The following is a 17768-nucleotide window of genomic DNA, read 5'->3' on the forward strand; positions in this document are numbered from 1 at the left end:
GCCATAAAACAAAGGTTTAGTGGCTTTTAGCTACTTTGTATTTTATTAAAGACGACGAATTTTAAAACTACGGCCCTTTATCTTCCCTTCCTTGAGTAGCTCAAGTGCTCGTGGGGAGGCTGCACGTTCAATGGCAACATACGTCGAAAAGTCGGTTACGTTGATTTTTCCAATCACATCGCCCGTGAGTTCGCTAGATGCCGTTAGCGCACCTAAAATATCGCCAGGGCGCAGCTTATCTTTTCGGCCACCTGCGATGCATAAAGTGGTCATTTTCGCGGGCTCTGGCAGCTTATCAGGAGACGGTGAGGCGAGTTGCTTAAGTGCTTTGATCTCTTGCTTTTGCAATTCTTCGATACGCTTTAAGCGATAGGTTTCACGGTCCGAACAAAGGCTAATGGCCATTCCTTGTCGTCCTGCTCGTCCCGTACGCCCAATGCGGTGGGTATAGATTGCCGGGTCGGCAGGTAAGTCTGCGTTAATGACTAGGTCGACACTGTCAATGTCTAATCCACGAGCGGCTACATCTGTGGCGAACAGATAACGGCAACTGCCATTGCTGAAGCGAATCAGCACTTGGTCACGATCTCTTTGCTCTAGGTCACCATGTAAGGCTAGGCTTTTAAGTCCGTAATTACGCAATGCGGCCACCATGTCACTGCAGGTTTGCTTGGTGTTGCAAAAAATAATCGCAGCTTCTGGAGCAAAGTGTTGTAACAGTGCGGCGAGCGTTTCTGTTTTGTCTTGATTTTTGTATGTGATATAGGCTTGTTCGATGGTGGTGTCATCATGCTGACTTTCGACACTGACACGTAAAGGATCAAACTGATACTCAGCACTTATAGATACAATAGAGTCTGGGTAGGTGGCTGAAAAGAGAAGTGTTTGACGTTTATCGGGCGTAGCACCAATGATAAAACGGATATCTTCTTCAAATCCCATATCAAGCATACGGTCGGCTTCATCGAGAATCAGAGTGTGTAAAGACTCAAGGTTAAGCGTTTGCTTGCGTAAATGGTCTCGTAAGCGTCCGGGGGTGCCAATGACGATATGAGCTCCATGTTCGAGCGAGCCAATTTGAGGGCCAATGGGCTGTCCGCCACAAATTGAAACGATTTTAATATTATCGAGGTAGCGTGCTAGTTTTCGCAGCTCTGTGGCCACCTGCGTTGCTAATTCGCGAGTCGGACATAAAACGAGGCCCTGTACTCCGAAAAAGCGAGGATTGATTTTTTCCAACAGACCGATACCAAACGCGGCGGTCTTACCGCTACCTGTTTGGGCTTGAGCAATGATGTCTCGACCTTGGAGTATGACAGGTAAGCTTTGCTGCTGAATGGGTGTCATGGAGGTGTAGCCCATTTGAGCGAGATTCTCTAAGGCTTTAGGGGGCAGCGGGAGTTGGGCAAAATCTTCAGGTTTCACGGGATGTCCACATTTTAAATTTGAAGGGAAATTATAGCATGTGGCGAGTCGTGTGCGTGAAGGCTATGATCACCGAAGGTGAAAGTTGTGATTTATTCACTTGTTGACGGACAGAGCTTGGCAGGCTGTTGGGCGTTTGACATTTAAATCAAAGCTGATTAGCATAGCCTCCACTCTTAGGGGAGTAATCTCTTGGCTTTTTGTTGCCAAGGCGTCAGCCAACATACTTGAGCCACATGCTTATGGTTGTCGCGCTCACTGATTCATGCAGTGAGATTGATGAGACCTAAGGTATTAATACACCTACCGGGGCCGGACGTGTATTTGTACCTTATGGTTAATCGTCTGGCCCCTGGTGTTATCATGGAAGCGTTTCTTTTCTCAACTCTTGCCGTTGCTTTAGCCGAAGTGGGTGATAAAACCCAGCTTCTTTCTTTGCTATTAGTGGCGAAGTTCCGCAAGCCTTGGACAATCTGCTGTGCAATCTTAGTGGCAACTCTGATTAACCATGGCGCATCTGCTCTATTTGGTGATTGGCTGTCTAACCTTCTGTCCGGTAATTGGGCGATTTTGCTGCTAGCCTTAGGTTTTTTTGCGATGGCTGCTTGGATATTGATTCCTGATGAAGAGGAAGAGGTGGGCCAGCAGTATGCGCGTTGGGGGGCATTAGTTGCCAGTTTTGTCTTATTTTTCTTAGCCGAAATAGGCGATAAAACCCAGATAGCCACTGTTATGCTCGCCATAAAGTACGAAGCGATTGTAGCGGTCACACTTGGGACGACGCTTGGAATGATGCTGGCGAATGTGCCTGTCATTTTTGCAGGTCAATGGCTACTTGAACGCCTGAATTTCACCGTTTTTCGTCGTATTGCCGCAGGTGTTTTTGTGTTGATGGGCGTGTCTCTATTGGTTTCCTTGATTCTTTAGCAATAGCGGATGTTTTCGTCGAACGCTCTTTAGGTGTTAGGAAAGTAAATGCCACACCACTCTCTCGGTTAGACTCTCTGCGAGAGTGGCGTGGCTAACGCGATTAACGCGGTGGATCAATCTGGTCGCCGAGTGTGTTATTGACGCGATACCATCCTGCAATGCTGTATCTGTCTCGATACGCCGTGAGCACTTCATGCGGAAAGCGGTCACTTAAGAAGCACACTAATGTCCCTGACTCGGGGAGTACGCATTCGATAGGTGTATCGCCTGTTTCAGGATAGAGGATAAGCTCGCCGCCCTCTTCGTTCAGCCAATTCTTATTCAGATACAATACGGTGGTGAGTACGCGGTTTGTGCGCCCTTTGAACGCATCGACATGTCGCTTGTAGAAGGCCCCGATGGGGTAGTGGGCAAAGTGTGCCTCATAATCAAACAGCCCCATAAATAGGCGTTGGTTGAGCGCTGAACGAAGGGTGTCCATCCAGTTGAGATAAGCGTTTTCGATAGGGTTGTTTTGACTTAACCAGCGAATTTGATCTCGTCGTATTTGGCTGTTGATTTGATGGTCCTGCTCTCGCCCAATTCCTGCCCGTTTAAAATCCTCGTCATCGAGTTCTTTTATGCGTGAACGCAACTGACAGCAGAGATCAGTCGGAATACCTTGATGTAGAATTGAATAGCCACGATCGACAAGTTCGTCGGCCAAAGTATCGAAAAAGGCAGTGTTTTGATTCATGAAAGTGTGACCGAACATAGAGTGACAGAGCGCGATTTATACACTGAAGTCGATGTTGGGTCACGTGTTTTTACGACTGAATGATTTCAAGAGGAAATGCGTTGCCAGCAAGGTCATCTTCAATCAACTTCATGACGAGGTCGCTGCGCAAACGCCCTGCTAATTGCAGCTCTTTGATTTCAGAAAGCGTGAGCCAATGGCAAGCGATTATGTCTGGATCTAAAGGGGTTGATAGCTCTTCTAAGGCGTCTGCTCTATAGCCAAAGCGGTAATAGACCTTTTCAGGATGAAGGGTTAAAAGGTAGATGCCAATCAGGTGTTTGGGCTTTACACGCCAAGCGGTTTCTTCCTGGACTTCTCGTATGCAAGCGGCTTCTGGAGTCTCGCCCGCTTCAATGTGGCCTGCAGGCTGGTTAAAAACGCTGTTATTGGGATCGCCTTCTTCCACCATTAAATAACGATCATTTTGGCGAATTAACGCCGCTACGGTAACATGGGGTTGAAATGCCATTGATGCTTTCCTAAATTTTAACATTGTGAGAAGTATGTCATCCTGTTATACGTATTTTTAATTATAAGAGATGAACTTTGATTGACACTAATGCGGTGTCGAATATACAACTGTCATATTAGTTCATAATCATAGGTCTATAATAATAGGATACGAAGGATGAACCTATGACCATTTTGACTGAATCGCCCCTATTAAGCCCTTTTAATTCGGCATATAGCGACCAGAGGCCAGACTTTACGGCCTCAAGTATTCGCTCTGAGCTTGAACCCTTTGATCCTTCTCAACCAACACTTTGTGATCGTCAAGTGCGTGCTTATCGGCATCACTATGGCTTTGACTCATTACCTGATGATACAGACTATTCCATTGGCATGGAGTCAATTCAGCAGGCACAACTGGTTGTTCAGTTTTTTCAATCACGTTCTGCTATGGGTACTGTAGTGATTGTGCATGGGTATACCGATCATGCGGGCCTATACCGTAGCGTGATTGATTACCTTCTTCGGTTGAAATGGAATGTGCTGATATATGATCTACCAGGCCATGGCTTATCGCTCGGTGATCCGTTAGGTATTGATGATTTCAAAACCTACGTGACGCAGTTAAACCATTTACTACAAACCTACCGAGCGATCATGGGGAAGCGTTTGGTGTTGCTCGGACAGAGCACAGGGGCGGCCATTATCATGAGCCAGCAGATCATGCCTGTTATGCATCTGATGCAACCACTTCATATCGATCAGCGTATTCTACTCGCACCCTTACTTCGTCCGACACGTTTTGAACGAATCAAGAAGTTGTATCGGCTTGTGGGGTGGTTTCGTCGTCGTTATAAACGAGATTTTACGGATAACTCCGGTGATCCTGAGTTTCTGGCGTTTGTACGTCAGCGTGATCCATTGCAGTACATGCATTTTTCGATGAACTGGATTCGCGCTATGTTAAAATGGGTGCCTTTAATGGAAGCTCAGAGGGGAGTTGAGGGAGCGCCATTAATTATTCAGGGAGATGAAGATGTAACGGTGGATTGGCGGCACAATCTGCCTTTATTCGAGCAAATCTATCCTGAGGCTCAAACCTGTCTGCTTCAGGGTGGAAGGCATCATTTGGTCAACGATGCGCTCGACATACGCAAGCAGGTGTTTGTCAAAATAGAAGAGTGCTTGGCAAAACTGAGTTCGCCCCATCCCATTGACCGTCGCAGTCGATGAGATGGGGCGCGATGAAGCGCTCTATTAAAAGAGGCGTCTGCAGCGAATGGTTCCGTTAATTGTGTTGAGCTTGTCCAGTGCGATGGCAGAGTAGTCTGCCTCAACATCAATCACGACATAGCCAACCTTGTCATTTGTTTGTAGGTATTGGCCTGTGATGTTGATATTGTTTTCAGAAAAAACACTGTTGATTTGCGACAACACGCCAGGAATGTTGTTGTGTACGTGCAACAAACGGTGGCAGTTCGGGTGGCCTGGAAGTGCGACTTCTGGGAAGTTAACCGATGTGATTGACGAACCATTGTCACTATATTTGACCAGCTTTTCAGACACCTCAAAGCCGATATTTTCCTGAGCTTCCATTGTCGATCCACCCACGTGTGGGGTCAGAATGACATTGTCAAACTCACGCAGCGGGCTGATAAACTCGTCGTCATTCGTGCGGGGCTCTACAGGGAAAACATCAACAGCTGCTCCTAATAGTTTTCCTGACTTCAAAGCATCACAGAGGGCATCAATATCAACAACAGTTCCACGCGCCGCATTAATGAAAACGGAGCCATGCTTCATTTGTTCAAACTGAGGCGTTCCCATCATATTCTTAGTAGAGGGTAATTCCGGAACGTGTAGTGTCACGACATCACTGATTGACAAGAGTTCGGTCATTGAGCCGACAGGCTTTGCATTGCCCAATGGGAGCTTAGTGACAACATCATAGAAGTAGACATCCATTCCTAAGCCCTCAGCTAAAATACTCAGCTGAGTTCCAATGCTACCGTAGCCGACGATACCAAGTTTTTTCCCACGGATCTCATAGGAGTTCTTAGCCGTTTTTTGCCAGATACCTCGATGAGCTTTCGCATTTTTTTCAGCGACACCACGCATTAAAATGATGGCTTCTGCCAATACGAGCTCAGCAACCGAGCGAGTGTTGGAGTAGGGTGCGTTAAACACCGCGATACCCGCTTGAGTGGCGGCATCTAGATCCACTTGGTTTGTGCCAATACAGAAACAACCTACAGCGACTAATTTTTCAGCGGCTTCGAATACGCGTGCAGTTAGCTGGGTGCGAGAGCGTATCCCAACAAAGTGCACTTCTTTAATCCGCTCAATAAGCTCATCTTCAGGCAATGATCCACTGAGTGTTTCAATGTTGAGATAGCCATGGGCGTGAAGGGTGTCGATTGCTGATTGATGTATACCTTCCAGCAACAGAATTTTAATCTTGCTCTTATCTAGTGAGGTGACTTTGCTCATCTTCGACAGCTCGTAAGGTTTGTGCGACAGGCGCTATTGTGTTTAAGGCGACAAATCTTATCACAATAACGACGCAGTTGCTGCGTCACGTCTATGGATCTAAATGGTATTTACTCAACTCATCATGAAAAAATCTTTAAGTGAGCAATGAAATAGGCCTTCAATGAACTGTTCATCATCATAAAAACACCTAAACTGTGATATAACGCTATAAAGTTAGTGCCTTCAAAGAAGATGGGCTTGGAGTCGATTATGTTTGGTAAAGTGTTTGAATCAGTTCGCGGGTTGCAAGTAGTTACGCTTACTATTGCTCTATTAGCAGCTCCTATCGCGTTTGGAAAGTCAGAGTATTTGATTGTCTATGTAAGTGAAATGACTGAAATGGACAGTGAAACTAAAGGGAGCTATCCAAAGCTGGCCAGTCTGCTGAGTCAATACCGGAGTGAGTCTCCTGTGGCCTTTGTATCTGGAGGTGGAAATCTAGCACCTAGTACTTTATCGTCTCTTGATATGGGATCACACATCATTGATTTGTTGAACTCGCTGGAACCTGCGGCAATGGTGGTCGGGAAGCGTGAGTTTAGTTTCTATGAGGATCAGCTCTCATTAAGAGCTTATGAGGCTGCTTTTCCGTTTGTCTCTTCTAATTCAACAGATAAACTGACTCAGGGAAGGCTTGATGGCACGGTTGATCAGGTTGTGGTGGAATTGGGTGACTTGCAGTTAGGAATTTTGGGCATTTTACCGCCTAATACATTAGAAGAGTACAATGTAAAGCGTGTGGTTTTGGCGGAGGATCCTGTCGAACTAATCCGGCAAAAAGCCGAAGCGCTTAGGGCGTCTGGCGTTGATCTGGTGATGATGGCATATTCGTGCTGTTACCGTGATTATTTGAACCGTTACGCTGAATTTGATGAGTTGGTTACATCCGGTGTGCTGGACTTTGCATTGGGTAAAGACGAGCATTTACTTTTGACAGATAACCCAGAGATGGTGAAGCATCCTAATCATATTTGGATTGCGCAAGGGGATGAGGTTGCCATCATCCGCATCCATAAAGATGAGAATAATCACTTCTTGTTCGCGGCTTCGAAAGAGAGCATGAATAACTACGAAGCTGATGCAGACGTTTTAGAGCAGGTAGAGGATTACAATCGGCGCTTGGATACCCTGCTGAGTGAGCCGCTGGGAAGGTTGGAGACAGATTTCAGTACTCATTTGCCAAGCATTCGTTCACGTGAAAATCCATTTGGTAATTTTATTGCTGATGCTTTGCGAAACCATGCCGGAGCTGATATCGCTTTTTTAAACTCTGGATTTATTCGAGCCGAACGTGATTACGTTGCACCCATTGAGCTGACGCGCCGTGATATTTTAGCTGAGTTGCCCTTCCGGGATCATGTTGTTTTGCTTGAAGTAACAGGAGGACAGCTCTTAGCAGCTATGGAAAACAGTTTAAGCCAGATTGAGGATATGAAAGGACGATATTTGCAGGTTTCTGGGATGCAAGTGATCTATGACAGTTCATTGGCTGTGGGAGAGAGGGTGATTGCGCTTAAAGCCAATGGGCAAACAGTGCAAGAAAATCAAGTGTATCGTTTAGCTACGCGCCAGTTTATTGCGAATGGCGGTGATGGATTTGACATGTTTTTAGGATCAAAACCCGTTCCTTACGAGGGACAAACGACGCGATTGGTATCTGATCTAGTCATAGATGCAATACAGGTGGCGAGATCAATCGCACCCAAAGTTGAAGGTCGTTTGCAAGATGTTGCTCAAGTTGAGAGACCATGAGTGACAACTGCCTATGAGACAACCTATTTCGATCATTATCCTTGGTGCTTTATCGGGCTTCTTGTTTTTATTTAGTTTGCTCGCTTGGATGTCTTATGATCGCTCAGAGAAAACAACAGCGCTATTGTCTGACATAGGTCAAACGGCGTTGCCAAACATGCATAACGCGATGATATTAAATATGGGGATTCTAGAGATCCCTTATTTAAATGAACAGTTAGCACAGGCAAATAGCCAGGCAATGCGTCGAATTGTGAACCAGGAAATTTTGAATGTATCTGCTCGTATTGAACAGCATTTACTTGATAGCAAACAGGCTAATTTAGAGGTTAAGTTCCAGCTTATTGTTGATGAGTTAGCAAACTTAAATGCCTTAGTTCAACATAAGCTTAACCTTGCCGTCATTATTCAGCAGTATGAAACAGAACTTTATCGCTATCATGCAGAAGCATTGAGCTTGGCTAATGGCTCATCTGATTTATCAATTTGGTTGATGCATTTTTCTTCTGTTGTCACACAAGCGAACAGAAGCTTAGGTTTGACGGGCTTGCAGGATCTGCGAAATATGAGAGTCCAGCTTTCAGCTATGTTGAATGAGCAATATCAGCTTATTGAGGGACTGGATCCGAGTGTACATAAATTAGCCGAAACCTATACTCTAACACTTAATCATTTATTGCTGGCTGATAATGGCGTCATAGCCTTGCGTACGGAGCAGTTACGTGTTGCAGGACGGGTGGCAGGTCGAACGAACTTTATTCGAAGCCTAGTCTCCGACTTTATCAAAGAGACAGATTATGAAATGTTGGTCTTGCAACAGAGTTTACGCGGTCATATTACCCTTAATACTCAAGATGCCGAGAAAGATGCTCGAGTTTTTTTATTGGTTTATTCTGTAGCCTTTTGCTTCATTATTGTCAGTATTGTTTTTTTAAAGGTTCGTGTACTTAATCGACTAGCCCATTTGAAAAATAGAGTGTTAGCGCAAGTGGGGGGGCAGCCTCACGTTATTCAGATAGACGGAAATGACGAGATAGCCGACCTTGCCGGAGCGTTTAACTACTACGCATTAAAAGCCAAAGAGCATAATGAAAAAGTTGAAAAACTATCCTTAACGGATGCTTTAACGGGGATTGGAAATCGGCGCGCCTTTGATGAAGCATTGAAACACGATATAGAACTATCCGTAGCCTTAGATTCCCCCTTATGCATCTTAATGATTGATGTCGATTATTTTAAAAACTACAACGATTTTTATGGTCATCAAGCTGGTGATGAATGTCTAAGGAAAATTGCTAAGGTCTTGCAGTATACGGTAACTCGCAAGCAAGACTTTGTGGCGAGATATGGTGGTGAGGAGTTCATTTGTATTCTGCAAGATACTGACAGCAAGGCAGCACAGCAGGTTGCACAGAGAATTTTACAGGCGATTGAAGCGCTTCATATTGAACATAAAACCAGTAAAATTGCTAAGCATATTACTGTTAGTATTGGTATTAGCTGTCGTGGATCAGGAGGGGCTTTAAAAGTTGATAGTGTGATTAAAGAGGCAGATCAAGCGCTGTATCAAGCCAAAGCCGAAGGGCGTAATCGAGTTGTACTGCGCGAGACCTCAATGGGATTGGCCCTGGTTAATCCTGCCAATCCTTAGTATTGCTTAGCTGTAGTAGCAGAGATAAGCGGTTGCTGTTGCAACTTTCAAATCAAAAGATTGGTTGGCCGCAACTGAAAACTCTGTGCCAGCCGGAAAGGCTTGCCAAGAATCACTTCCTGGTAGTTTAACCACTAACTCACCGTGCACGACTTTCATTAATTCATCTTGACTGGTGCCAAAGGTGTATTCACCTGGTGCCATTACACCTGAAGTCACTGGGCCTTCGTTAGAACTAAACCCAATCGACATTACATTACCATCAAAATATTGATTTACACTTAACATGCTTGGCTCCAGATACCTAATATAAAAAATAGGAGACTATCATAATCCTCTTTTGCCAAACCTCCAATCTAACGGCTAAGTTTTTTGAGCTGCAACAAAATCAATAAAGCAGCGGTTGGCTTTAGAAAGGTAACCATTTTTACGCCAAGCAATGCATAAATCTAGAAGGACGGGTTCACTAAAGGGACGAGCGATCAATGCAGGCTCGTCCTTAATCACCATTTCAAGCAAGGTTGAAATGCCAAAACCTTGTTTAACGATCTGCTTTATTAACGGAATTAAATTGGTCTCAAAGCCAATGTGGGGTTTGATTCCGTGTTGAAGTAAAAGCTTATCGATCACTTCGCGATGAAAATACCCTTGTTTAAACAGTACCAACTCTTCTTCAGCAAGATCTTCTATATCGATAGATGCTTTCGTTGCCAAGGGATGGTCTGATGCCATAACGACCATCATTTGCTCCCGCAAGAAGGGCAGGGTGTCTAACTCTATTGAAGGACTGTCTTCCACTATCACGCCAATATCGATTTCGCCATTAATAAGCATTTGCTGTAGCTTACGAGTGCCAGCTTCAATTACCGAAAGTTGTAAGGCTGGGTGCTCATGCCGAAAGGCCATTAAAATGGGAGGAAAATAATAGGACCCCAGCATGCCTGGTATGCCAATTCGAACCTCGCCACGCTGCAATCCACTGAGTTCTTTCATCGCCAGTGTTGCTTCATCAGCGCTCATAATAATGCGCTTTGCCAAGATCAGCAGTTCATGCCCCTCATCCGTGAGACTGATTTGTCGTTCATGACGATGAAAGAGTTGGACGGATAGGCTGCGCTCCAATTTTTGAATGGCCATGCTGACGGCAGGTTGTGCTAAGTGAAGTTGCTCGGCTGCGGCCGTAAAACTTCCAAGCTCGGCAACTTTTACAAAATAACGTAAATGTTTTAAGTTCATATAAGTTTATATTATGGTTTTCATAAGTAGTATATATTTTTATGATGCATTATCCCCTGTTAAGATTCAAATCTCAATTCATTCCTTTTGGACACGCAGATGATCGAAACCACCAGCCCACAATTTTGGCGAGCCACCTTGGCTTTGTGTATAGCGTCATTCATGGTGTTTGCGAATCTGCATGGCATGCAGCCTTTATTGCCTTTGGTCGCAACCAGTCTAGAGTTGTCCGAGTTGGCCGTCTCTCGTACCTATACCATCGCAACACTGGTGTTGGGTCTTTCCTTGCTTTTTTATGGCCCACTTTCGGATGTGATTGGTCGTCGCAGCATTATTCTATTTACCCTTATCGGCGTGATGTTGGTTTCGGTGTTGTTGTTCTTCGCGAGGGATTACACATCGCTGTTTTGGTTAAGAGCGATACAGGGCTTTTTTCTAGCCGGAGTGCCTGCAGTTGCCATCGCGTATATGGGTGATGAGTTCACACCTAAGGCCATGATGACGGCAGTGGGTTTGTATATTGCGGGAAATTCGTTAGGAGGGGTCAGTGGCCGTATTCTCGGTGGGATTATCGGAGATTGGTTAGGCTGGCCTGCTGTATTTCTGATGCTCACTTGTTTAAGTTGTTGTTGTATTGCACTCGTCGCTTGGCTATTACCGCCCTCACAACATTTTAAGCCTAAGGCATTTAGTTTGCTGGGTATGCTTAAAGACTTAGCGCTTCATGTCTCCAATCCAAAGTTATTGATTGCCTATATTATCGGAGGGTTAAACTTTTTTATATTTTTGAATCAGTACACCTACATTACCTTTGTCCTAGCTGAGCCGCCTTATGCCTTACCCGCCAGTATTTTGGGTTTGTTATTTTTAACCTATTTAACGGGTACTGCAGGCTCTATGATTTCGGGGCGCATTGCTCAAAGATTTTCGTCTCCTCTTTGCATGAGCTTAGGCATCCTGATTTTGATGTTAGGAACCCTGTTGACTCTGCATGACTCTTTGTGGGCAATTGTTCTGGGGTTTTTCATTAATAGCTTTGGTTTTTTCTTCACTCATTCAGTGGCCAGCAGTTGGGTAAGTCGTCATGCGCAAACGGCCAGAGCCAGTGCTTCGGCCTTGTATTTGGTCTTCTATTATGTGGGCGCCAGTGCGGGGGGCTATTACTTGTATCCTTTCTGGCAGGCTCAGGGCTGGTCTGGTGTTGTGCTGGGTTCAATGATCGTATTTATCTTGACTCTTATCTGCTCATTAATCCTGTTATATTGGCAACGAAAAGAGACTTTTTCTCACTAAACTTTTTTCTTTGAGGAGCTTTGCATGCAATACAAACATCATTTTGTGGGTGCTCAAGCGTCGGATTTACCCGTTGGAAAAATCGTCTGTGTTGGGCGTAACTATGCTGAGCATGCAAAAGAGTTGAATAATCCCGTGCCGACTGAGCCTCTGCTTTTCATCAAGCCATCCACGGCTTTAGCGGATCTGAGCGCACCTGTTGAGCTGGCGGGTGATAAGGGCGATGTTCACTATGAAACAGAGTTGATGGTTTTGATTGGTGCGCCTTTAACTCAGGCTAAACCGGAAGAGGCGTTTGATGCGATTGCAGGCGTAGGTGTGGCGTTGGATCTAACTCTGCGAGATCTCCAGTCCAAGCTAAAAGAGAAAGGCTTGCCTTGGGAGAAAGCAAAAGCCTTTGATGCCAGTTGCCCTGTGTCTGAGTGGGTACCTATGACGGCGGATGTGGATCTTGCGAATTTAGAGTTGAAACTGATTATTAATGATGAAGTGCGACAGCAGGGTAATACGTCGCACATGTTGATGTCTGTGCCAGCCCTGTTGTCGCATATTAGCGAATGGTTTACCTTATTGCCTGGAGATATTGTCCTAACTGGGACGCCTGCAGGTGTTGGACGTCTAGCATCGGGTGATCGGCTGCAAGTGAGCGTATCTAACTTGATTCAGATTGAGACACAAGTCGTCTAATGATGGCCCAATGTAAATCAGTACTAAAGGCGTAAAATATCGCTGCCTTTGCATAATACGCAGGGTGGCGAATTAACGTCTATTATGAAGCCTGAAAGTAAACGACTGATCTGGAAATACCCTAATGTGATTCCAAAGCGGAGTCATTCCTCGTCAGTCAATTCAATAAAAACAAGAGGCTTCTATCATGATCTATATACAGCCAGGGCTTGAAGGCTCAGTAACTACCTTAAAACCACGTTATGAAAACTTCATTGGTGGACAATGGACTGCTCCTGTTAAAGGTGAGTATTTCAAAAACATCTCTCCTGTGACCGGCGAAGCCTTCTGCGAAATTCCACGCTCTAGCGCTGAAGACATAGAGTTAGCCTTAGATGCAGCTCACGCAGCTAAAGAAGCATGGGGCAAGACATCCGTTACCCATCGTTCAAATCTGTTACTGAAAATTGCGGATCGCTTAGAGCAAAATCTTGAGTCAATTGCAGTTGCTGAAACTTGGGATAATGGTAAGGCTGTGCGTGAAACCTTAAATGCCGATGTGCCTCTTGCCGTTGACCATTTTCGATACTACGCAGGCTGCATTCGTGCGCAAGAAGGCAGTATTGGTGAAATTGACAACAATACAGTGGCGTATCACTTCCACGAGCCTTTAGGAGTTGTGGGGCAAATTATTCCTTGGAACTTCCCGCTGCTAATGGCTGCTTGGAAGCTTGCACCAGCCTTAGCTGCTGGTAACTGCATTATTCTCAAGCCTGCTGAACAGACGCCTTGGTCTGTTCTTAAATTTATGGAATTGATCGAAGATTTGCTACCGGCTGGTGTTTTGAACATCGTGAATGGTTTTGGTGCTGAAGCAGGTCAAGCTCTAGCCACCAGCAAGCGCATCGCTAAAATTGCATTCACTGGCTCAACGCCAGTCGGTGCGCACATCATGAAATGTGCCGCTGAAAACATTATACCTTCTACCGTTGAGTTGGGCGGTAAGTCACCGAACATCTTCTTCAAGGATGTCATGAACTTTGAAGATAACTTCCTCAGCAAGTGTGTCGAAGGGGTTGTGTTGGCGTTCTTCAACCAAGGTGAGGTGTGTACTTGCCCATCGCGTTTGTTGATTCAAGAAGATATCTACGATGACTTTATTAATCTAGTTATTGAACGTACCAAGCAAATCAAGCGTGGTAACCCTCTTGATACTGAAGTCATGGTCGGTGCTCAAGCCTCTGAAGAACAGTTTACGAAAATCATGGGTTACTTCGATATTGGTCGAAACGAAGGGGCTGAAATCCTCATCGGTGGCGATAAAGAACAGCTTGATACTGGCTTGAATAACGGTTACTACATTCAGCCGACCTTGATTAAAGGTCATAACAAAATGCGCGTGTTCCAAGAAGAAATTTTTGGTCCAGTGGTGTCGGTCACTACCTTCAAAGATGAAGCTGAAGCACTCGCGATTGCCAATGATTCCGAGTTTGGCTTGGGCGCTGGTGTTTGGACGCGTGATATGAACCTTGCGTATCGGATGGGACGTGGTATTGAAGCCGGTCGTGTCTGGACTAACTGCTACCACCATTACCCAGCTCATGCGGCGTTCGGTGGTTACAAGAAGTCAGGTGTTGGACGTGAAACCCACAAGATGATGTTGGATCATTATCAGCAAACCAAAAATATGTTGGTGAGCTACGATATCAATCCATTGGGTTTCTTCTGATTTAATTGATGAATCTGCTCTGTCTGTTGAACCGGGCGTAGAGATACGCCCACCCCATGGTCGTTTGCACTGGCGGCCGCATGCTTTGCTTTGCCAAGCATCCCTTATATCCCCCTGCTGTAAAGCAGGGGGTATTTTTTTGCCACCTTCAACCTGCATGATCTTTGAATTGGCCCAATAAATGAGCACCTCTAGTATTTAGAGGCGCGATCAGACTAAATTTGGTTCAATCAGAACGCCATTAAACGAGTGTGACAAGACGAGCCATCGGGATGTGTTCTTGCTCAAGCGCTTCAGCCAATGCGAAGCCTTCTTTCGAAATAAAAAGGCCACGTGCTTTCCCGCTAGCCACTTTGAGGTAGCCTTTATCTTGAAGACTCATCACGTGTTGGAAGAAAACATTGTACTCCATGTCTTCAAACTGATTTTTAAGTGTCAGCATGATCGGTGGGAAAATACCTTCACGCTTACCGAGACGTTTTAGGGCCACAAGAATGGCCATTTCACTGGAATTTAGCATAGTCATAGCCCTGTAAAGTAGACTTAAGTTGAATCCATTATAGCTCATACATGTTGCACTGCAACATTATTCGCAAAAAACTGTGTAAAAGACTCAAGAATTATTGAGATGAGGATTTATTAAGTAGGAGAGGTGAGCTAAGAGATTGATTACCCAGCCTTGGCCGTAATGGTAAAGACTGGGTAGGATGGAGCCATTTGCTTGATTAGTGTGTGCTGTCGTGAAGTAAATGCTCAAAGCGAGCATCTGTTAAGGTCTTGAGAAAAGCAACTAATGCATCCACACGCTTATCATCGAGTGCAGGACCTGTTTGCAGTTCGGTTAATGAAATATTTTCAGGAACTTCGGGCAGGTCCCATTCTAAGCCCGTTTCTGGATTGATGCGCATTTTGGCGCTTCGCGAATTGTATTGATTATAGAAAAGGATGACCGTGCGTAAGTCCTGAAAAACACCGTTATGCATATAGGGCCGAGTGACGGCAACATTACGTAGGCTTGGCGTTTTGAATTTTCCAATACTGGATGGGTCATCCACTCCCGGATGAGCAAAGAGTCCGACGTCCTTATCCGTAACACCATTGATTTGTCGCAGCTTAGTGTTTACAGGGACACCAATATTGTGATATTCGAAATTGCTAAACACTTCGTTTTCACGGCCTGGCAAAGGGTTGAGCTGATGGCACAGATTGCAATTGGTGAATTGTTGCGAAAAGAACAGCGTCATACCCAGCTCTTCTTCAGGGGTTAATTCAGCGTTTCCTTGAAGATAGCGGTCATATTTGGAATCAAACGGATTAAATAGCTCAGTTCTCTCGAAATGAGCAAGGGCATCAGCCATGGCATTGTAGGCGGCCTGTGTATCCAGAAATATTGACTCACCATAAAGCCCTTTGAAAAGGGGTGGGTAGATTGGATTTTCCAATATCCGTTCAATGACTGACTCTTCATCGCTCATTCCCATTTCAATTGGATTTAAAGGCGGACCTTTCGCTTGCTCCGCTAAGTTGGCCGCACGTCCATCCCAAAAAAAACCACCTGCATAGATTCCTTGCGCATTTTGATGGAAATCGGGAGTCTGAGCTGCATACGTGATCATTGGTGTATTTCGGTCACCAAACGACTGTTCATCATCGCCAAGGGACGCTGCTGAATCGACACGGTTTGGGCGTGAATCTGCAAAGGCAGCTGACGGTGCGTGACAAGTTGCGCAGGACTGGGTGCGGTTGTGCGATAAATTGGTATCAAAAAATAATCTCTGTCCGAGTTCTGCTTTTGCAGTATCAAAGGGCTGTGCGCTTACTTGAAATGACATACCCAATAACAAGCCTATAAAAGCAGTTTTCAGCATTTGTATGAGGATGTATTTCACGAGTGAATCCTTATCCAGTCGAGATGAGAATATGAAGCCTAACGAGTAATTGAGCCATGTAACATTGATCGGGGTCAATTAATCTAGATATAATAAATAATTGTAATGATAATGACTATCAATTATATTATTCTGCATCTTAATTCATCAGATGGAGTTTGCAATGAACAAGCGGTTATCAGGCGTTTTGGTGGGAATGGCGCTAGGCTTAGGCGCTTCTAGTGTATTTGCTACCACACCAGCCCAAGTGCTTACCACCTATGCCAATATAGCTGAGGCAGCGTACAGTGACTCAGTCGCAAGTGCCATACAGCTAAAAGCCAAAATAGACGCTCTGTTGGAAAGTCCAACCGAGGCGAATTTAGAGGCGGCGCGGCAGGCTTGGCGCGATGCGCGTGTTCCCTACATGCAAACGGAAGTGTATCGCTTTGGTAATGAAATAGTCGATGAGTGGGAAGGGCGTGTCAATGCTTGGCCGCTAGATGAAGGCTTAATCGACTATGTCAGTGTTGAGCATTACGGCGAAGAGTCTGACGAAAACCCCTTCTACGCAGCCAATATCATTGCCAATCAAACGCTGGTGTTGGGTAACCAAGATGTAGATGCGTCAGAAATCACAGCAGAGCTTTTAAGCGATACCCTGCATGAGATTGACGATGTTGAAGCGAATGTTGCCATTGGTTACCACGCTATTGAGTTTTTACTTTGGGGTCAGGATCTTTACGGCACTGAACCGGGTTCGGGTGAGCGTCCAGCGACAGACTTCAGCTTGGACGAGTGCACGGGCGGAAACTGTGATCGCCGTCGCCAATATCTATCCGTTGTCACTGATCTACTGATCAGTGATTTGGAAGAAATGGCTGAGCACTGGACGCCTGAAGGCGATGCTCGACAAGCACTGTTAGAAAAGGGTGAGCAAGGTGGATTGGCAACTATTCTGACTGGGATGGGAAGTTTATCTTACGGTGAGTTGGCAGGCGAAAGAACTAAATTGGGCTTAATGCTGCATGATCCAGAAGAAGAGCATGATTGCTTCTCTGACAATACGCATTATTCACATTTTTACAATGTGGTGGGCATTAATAACGTTTTCCATGGTCAGTACACACGTATCGATGGCTCAGTGGTTGAAGGTCCTTCATTGGCTGATTTGCTTACGGAAAAATCACCGGTATTGGTAAATCAACTGACATTAGAGCTGGCTCAAACTCAGGCTGCTGCTCAAGCAATTGTCGATAAAGCTTATGCTGGACAACCCTTCGATGTCCTAATCGGTGCTGGCAATACAGAGGGTAATGCTATCGTACAGAATCTGGTGGATACACTCGTGACGCAGACACGTTCAATTGAGTCAGCAATTGGTGCACTTGAGTTGGATACCATTGAGCTTGAAGGATCGGATAGCTTGGATAATCCAGATTCCATTATTTAATATTC

At 45.2% G+C, this 17768-nt stretch carries 16 protein-coding genes; 8 read left to right on the forward strand and 8 right to left on the reverse strand.

Annotation, left to right across the window (positions count from 1 at the left end; all coding sequences use genetic code 11):
• Positions 1 to 45 precede the first annotated feature (45 nt).
• Complete coding sequence (gene dbpA / locus DN062_RS05925; protein ID WP_112158393.1) at positions 46 to 1425, reverse strand: ATP-dependent RNA helicase DbpA; 1380 nt, start codon at positions 1423 to 1425, stop codon at positions 46 to 48.
• A 363-nt stretch (positions 1426 to 1788) separates the two neighbouring features.
• Between dbpA and DN062_RS05930 the strand changes: the two genes are divergently transcribed.
• Entirely contained in the window at positions 1789 to 2352 is a 564-nt protein-coding gene (locus tag DN062_RS05930) for a TMEM165/GDT1 family protein (RefSeq protein WP_112158512.1), read from the forward strand.
• A 103-nt stretch (positions 2353 to 2455) separates the two neighbouring features.
• Here DN062_RS05930 and DN062_RS05935 read toward each other — a convergent pair whose 3' ends face one another.
• On the reverse strand, positions 2456 to 3091 hold the full coding sequence (locus tag DN062_RS05935) for a 2OG-Fe(II) oxygenase (protein ID WP_112158394.1): 636 nt from the start codon (positions 3089 to 3091) through the stop codon (positions 2456 to 2458).
• A 70-nt stretch (positions 3092 to 3161) separates the two neighbouring features.
• Complete coding sequence (locus DN062_RS05940; protein WP_112158395.1) at positions 3162 to 3602, reverse strand: NUDIX hydrolase; 441 nt, start codon at positions 3600 to 3602, stop codon at positions 3162 to 3164.
• A 167-nt stretch (positions 3603 to 3769) separates the two neighbouring features.
• Here DN062_RS05940 and DN062_RS05945 point away from each other — a divergent pair, with 167 nt between their 5' ends.
• On the forward strand, positions 3770 to 4816 hold the full coding sequence (locus DN062_RS05945; RefSeq protein WP_112158396.1) for an alpha/beta hydrolase: 1047 nt from the start codon (positions 3770 to 3772) through the stop codon (positions 4814 to 4816).
• Positions 4817 to 4840: 24 nt separating this feature from the next.
• On the opposite strand, the gene serA is transcribed toward DN062_RS05945, so the two are convergent.
• A complete protein-coding gene (gene serA / locus DN062_RS05950; RefSeq protein WP_112158397.1) occupies positions 4841 to 6073 on the reverse strand; it encodes a phosphoglycerate dehydrogenase in 1233 nt (410 codons plus the stop codon).
• Positions 6074 to 6325: 252 nt separating this feature from the next.
• On the opposite strand from serA, the gene DN062_RS05955 reads away from it, so the two are divergent.
• Complete coding sequence (locus tag DN062_RS05955) at positions 6326 to 7867, forward strand: bifunctional metallophosphatase/5'-nucleotidase (RefSeq protein ID WP_162301254.1); 1542 nt, start codon at positions 6326 to 6328, stop codon at positions 7865 to 7867.
• Between the two features lie 13 nt (positions 7868 to 7880).
• Positions 7881 to 9518, forward strand: a complete 1638-nt coding sequence (locus tag DN062_RS05960) for a GGDEF domain-containing protein (protein ID WP_112158399.1) — start codon at positions 7881 to 7883, stop codon at positions 9516 to 9518.
• 6 nt (positions 9519 to 9524) lie between these two features.
• Here DN062_RS05960 and ppnP read toward each other — a convergent pair whose 3' ends face one another.
• On the reverse strand, positions 9525 to 9806 hold the full coding sequence (gene ppnP / locus DN062_RS05965; RefSeq protein ID WP_112158400.1) for a pyrimidine/purine nucleoside phosphorylase: 282 nt from the start codon (positions 9804 to 9806) through the stop codon (positions 9525 to 9527).
• 75 nt (positions 9807 to 9881) lie between these two features.
• A complete protein-coding gene (locus DN062_RS05970) occupies positions 9882 to 10754 on the reverse strand; it encodes a LysR family transcriptional regulator (protein ID WP_112158401.1) in 873 nt (290 codons plus the stop codon).
• A gap of 99 nt (positions 10755 to 10853) precedes the next feature.
• On the opposite strand from DN062_RS05970, the gene DN062_RS05975 reads away from it, so the two are divergent.
• The 3 genes from DN062_RS05975 to exaC all read left to right on the forward strand — a co-directional run bounded on the left by DN062_RS05975 (position 10854) and on the right by exaC (position 14442).
• Positions 10854 to 12047, forward strand: coding sequence for an MFS transporter (locus DN062_RS05975; protein WP_112158402.1), 1194 nt, complete (start codon positions 10854 to 10856; stop codon positions 12045 to 12047).
• Between the two features lie 24 nt (positions 12048 to 12071).
• The gene (locus DN062_RS05980) at positions 12072 to 12734 is read left to right on the forward strand and encodes a fumarylacetoacetate hydrolase family protein (RefSeq protein ID WP_112158403.1); all 663 of its coding nucleotides are present in this window, start codon (positions 12072 to 12074) and stop codon (positions 12732 to 12734) included.
• A 187-nt stretch (positions 12735 to 12921) separates the two neighbouring features.
• On the forward strand, positions 12922 to 14442 hold the full coding sequence (exaC, locus tag DN062_RS05985; RefSeq protein WP_112158404.1) for an acetaldehyde dehydrogenase ExaC: 1521 nt from the start codon (positions 12922 to 12924) through the stop codon (positions 14440 to 14442).
• Positions 14443 to 14683: 241 nt separating this feature from the next.
• On the opposite strand, the gene DN062_RS05990 is transcribed toward exaC, so the two are convergent.
• Positions 14684 to 14962, reverse strand: coding sequence for a hypothetical protein (locus DN062_RS05990; protein WP_112158405.1), 279 nt, complete (start codon positions 14960 to 14962; stop codon positions 14684 to 14686).
• A gap of 205 nt (positions 14963 to 15167) precedes the next feature.
• Positions 15168 to 16331: a cytochrome-c peroxidase gene (locus DN062_RS05995; protein ID WP_239995718.1), complete on the reverse strand. Its 1164-nt coding sequence runs from the start codon at positions 16329 to 16331 to the stop codon at positions 15168 to 15170.
• Between the two features lie 163 nt (positions 16332 to 16494).
• Here DN062_RS05995 and DN062_RS06000 point away from each other — a divergent pair, with 163 nt between their 5' ends.
• On the forward strand, positions 16495 to 17763 hold the full coding sequence (locus tag DN062_RS06000; protein ID WP_112158407.1) for an imelysin family protein: 1269 nt from the start codon (positions 16495 to 16497) through the stop codon (positions 17761 to 17763).
• Positions 17764 to 17768 lie beyond the last annotated feature (5 nt).

It is taken from the genome of Nitrincola tibetensis (assembly GCF_003284585.1).
In the GTDB taxonomy this organism is placed as follows: Bacteria; Pseudomonadota; Gammaproteobacteria; order Pseudomonadales; family Balneatricaceae; genus Nitrincola; species Nitrincola tibetensis.

Bases quoted from the DNA above. Each gene is read 5' to 3' on its own strand.
- DN062_RS05930 (WP_112158512.1), top strand. From the start codon at position 1,789: ATGGAAGCGTTTCTTTTCTCAACTCTTGCCGTTGCTTTAGCCGAAGTG.
- DN062_RS05935 (WP_112158394.1), bottom strand. From the start codon at position 3,091: ATGAATCAAAACACTGCCTTTTTCGATACTTTGGCCGACGAACTTGTC.
- DN062_RS05940 (WP_112158395.1), bottom strand. From the start codon at position 3,602: ATGGCATTTCAACCCCATGTTACCGTAGCGGCGTTAATTCGCCAAAAT.
- DN062_RS05945 (WP_112158396.1), top strand. From the start codon at position 3,770: ATGACCATTTTGACTGAATCGCCCCTATTAAGCCCTTTTAATTCGGCA.
- serA (WP_112158397.1), bottom strand. From the start codon at position 6,073: ATGAGCAAAGTCACCTCACTAGATAAGAGCAAGATTAAAATTCTGTTG.
- DN062_RS05955 (WP_162301254.1), top strand. From the start codon at position 6,326: ATGTTTGGTAAAGTGTTTGAATCAGTTCGCGGGTTGCAAGTAGTTACG.
- DN062_RS05960 (WP_112158399.1), top strand. From the start codon at position 7,881: ATGAGACAACCTATTTCGATCATTATCCTTGGTGCTTTATCGGGCTTC.
- ppnP (WP_112158400.1), bottom strand. From the start codon at position 9,806: ATGTTAAGTGTAAATCAATATTTTGATGGTAATGTAATGTCGATTGGG.
- DN062_RS05970 (WP_112158401.1), bottom strand. From the start codon at position 10,754: ATGAACTTAAAACATTTACGTTATTTTGTAAAAGTTGCCGAGCTTGGA.
- DN062_RS05975 (WP_112158402.1), top strand. From the start codon at position 10,854: ATGATCGAAACCACCAGCCCACAATTTTGGCGAGCCACCTTGGCTTTG.
- DN062_RS05980 (WP_112158403.1), top strand. From the start codon at position 12,072: ATGCAATACAAACATCATTTTGTGGGTGCTCAAGCGTCGGATTTACCC.
- exaC (WP_112158404.1), top strand. From the start codon at position 12,922: ATGATCTATATACAGCCAGGGCTTGAAGGCTCAGTAACTACCTTAAAA.
- DN062_RS05990 (WP_112158405.1), bottom strand. From the start codon at position 14,962: ATGCTAAATTCCAGTGAAATGGCCATTCTTGTGGCCCTAAAACGTCTC.
- DN062_RS06000 (WP_112158407.1), top strand. From the start codon at position 16,495: ATGAACAAGCGGTTATCAGGCGTTTTGGTGGGAATGGCGCTAGGCTTA.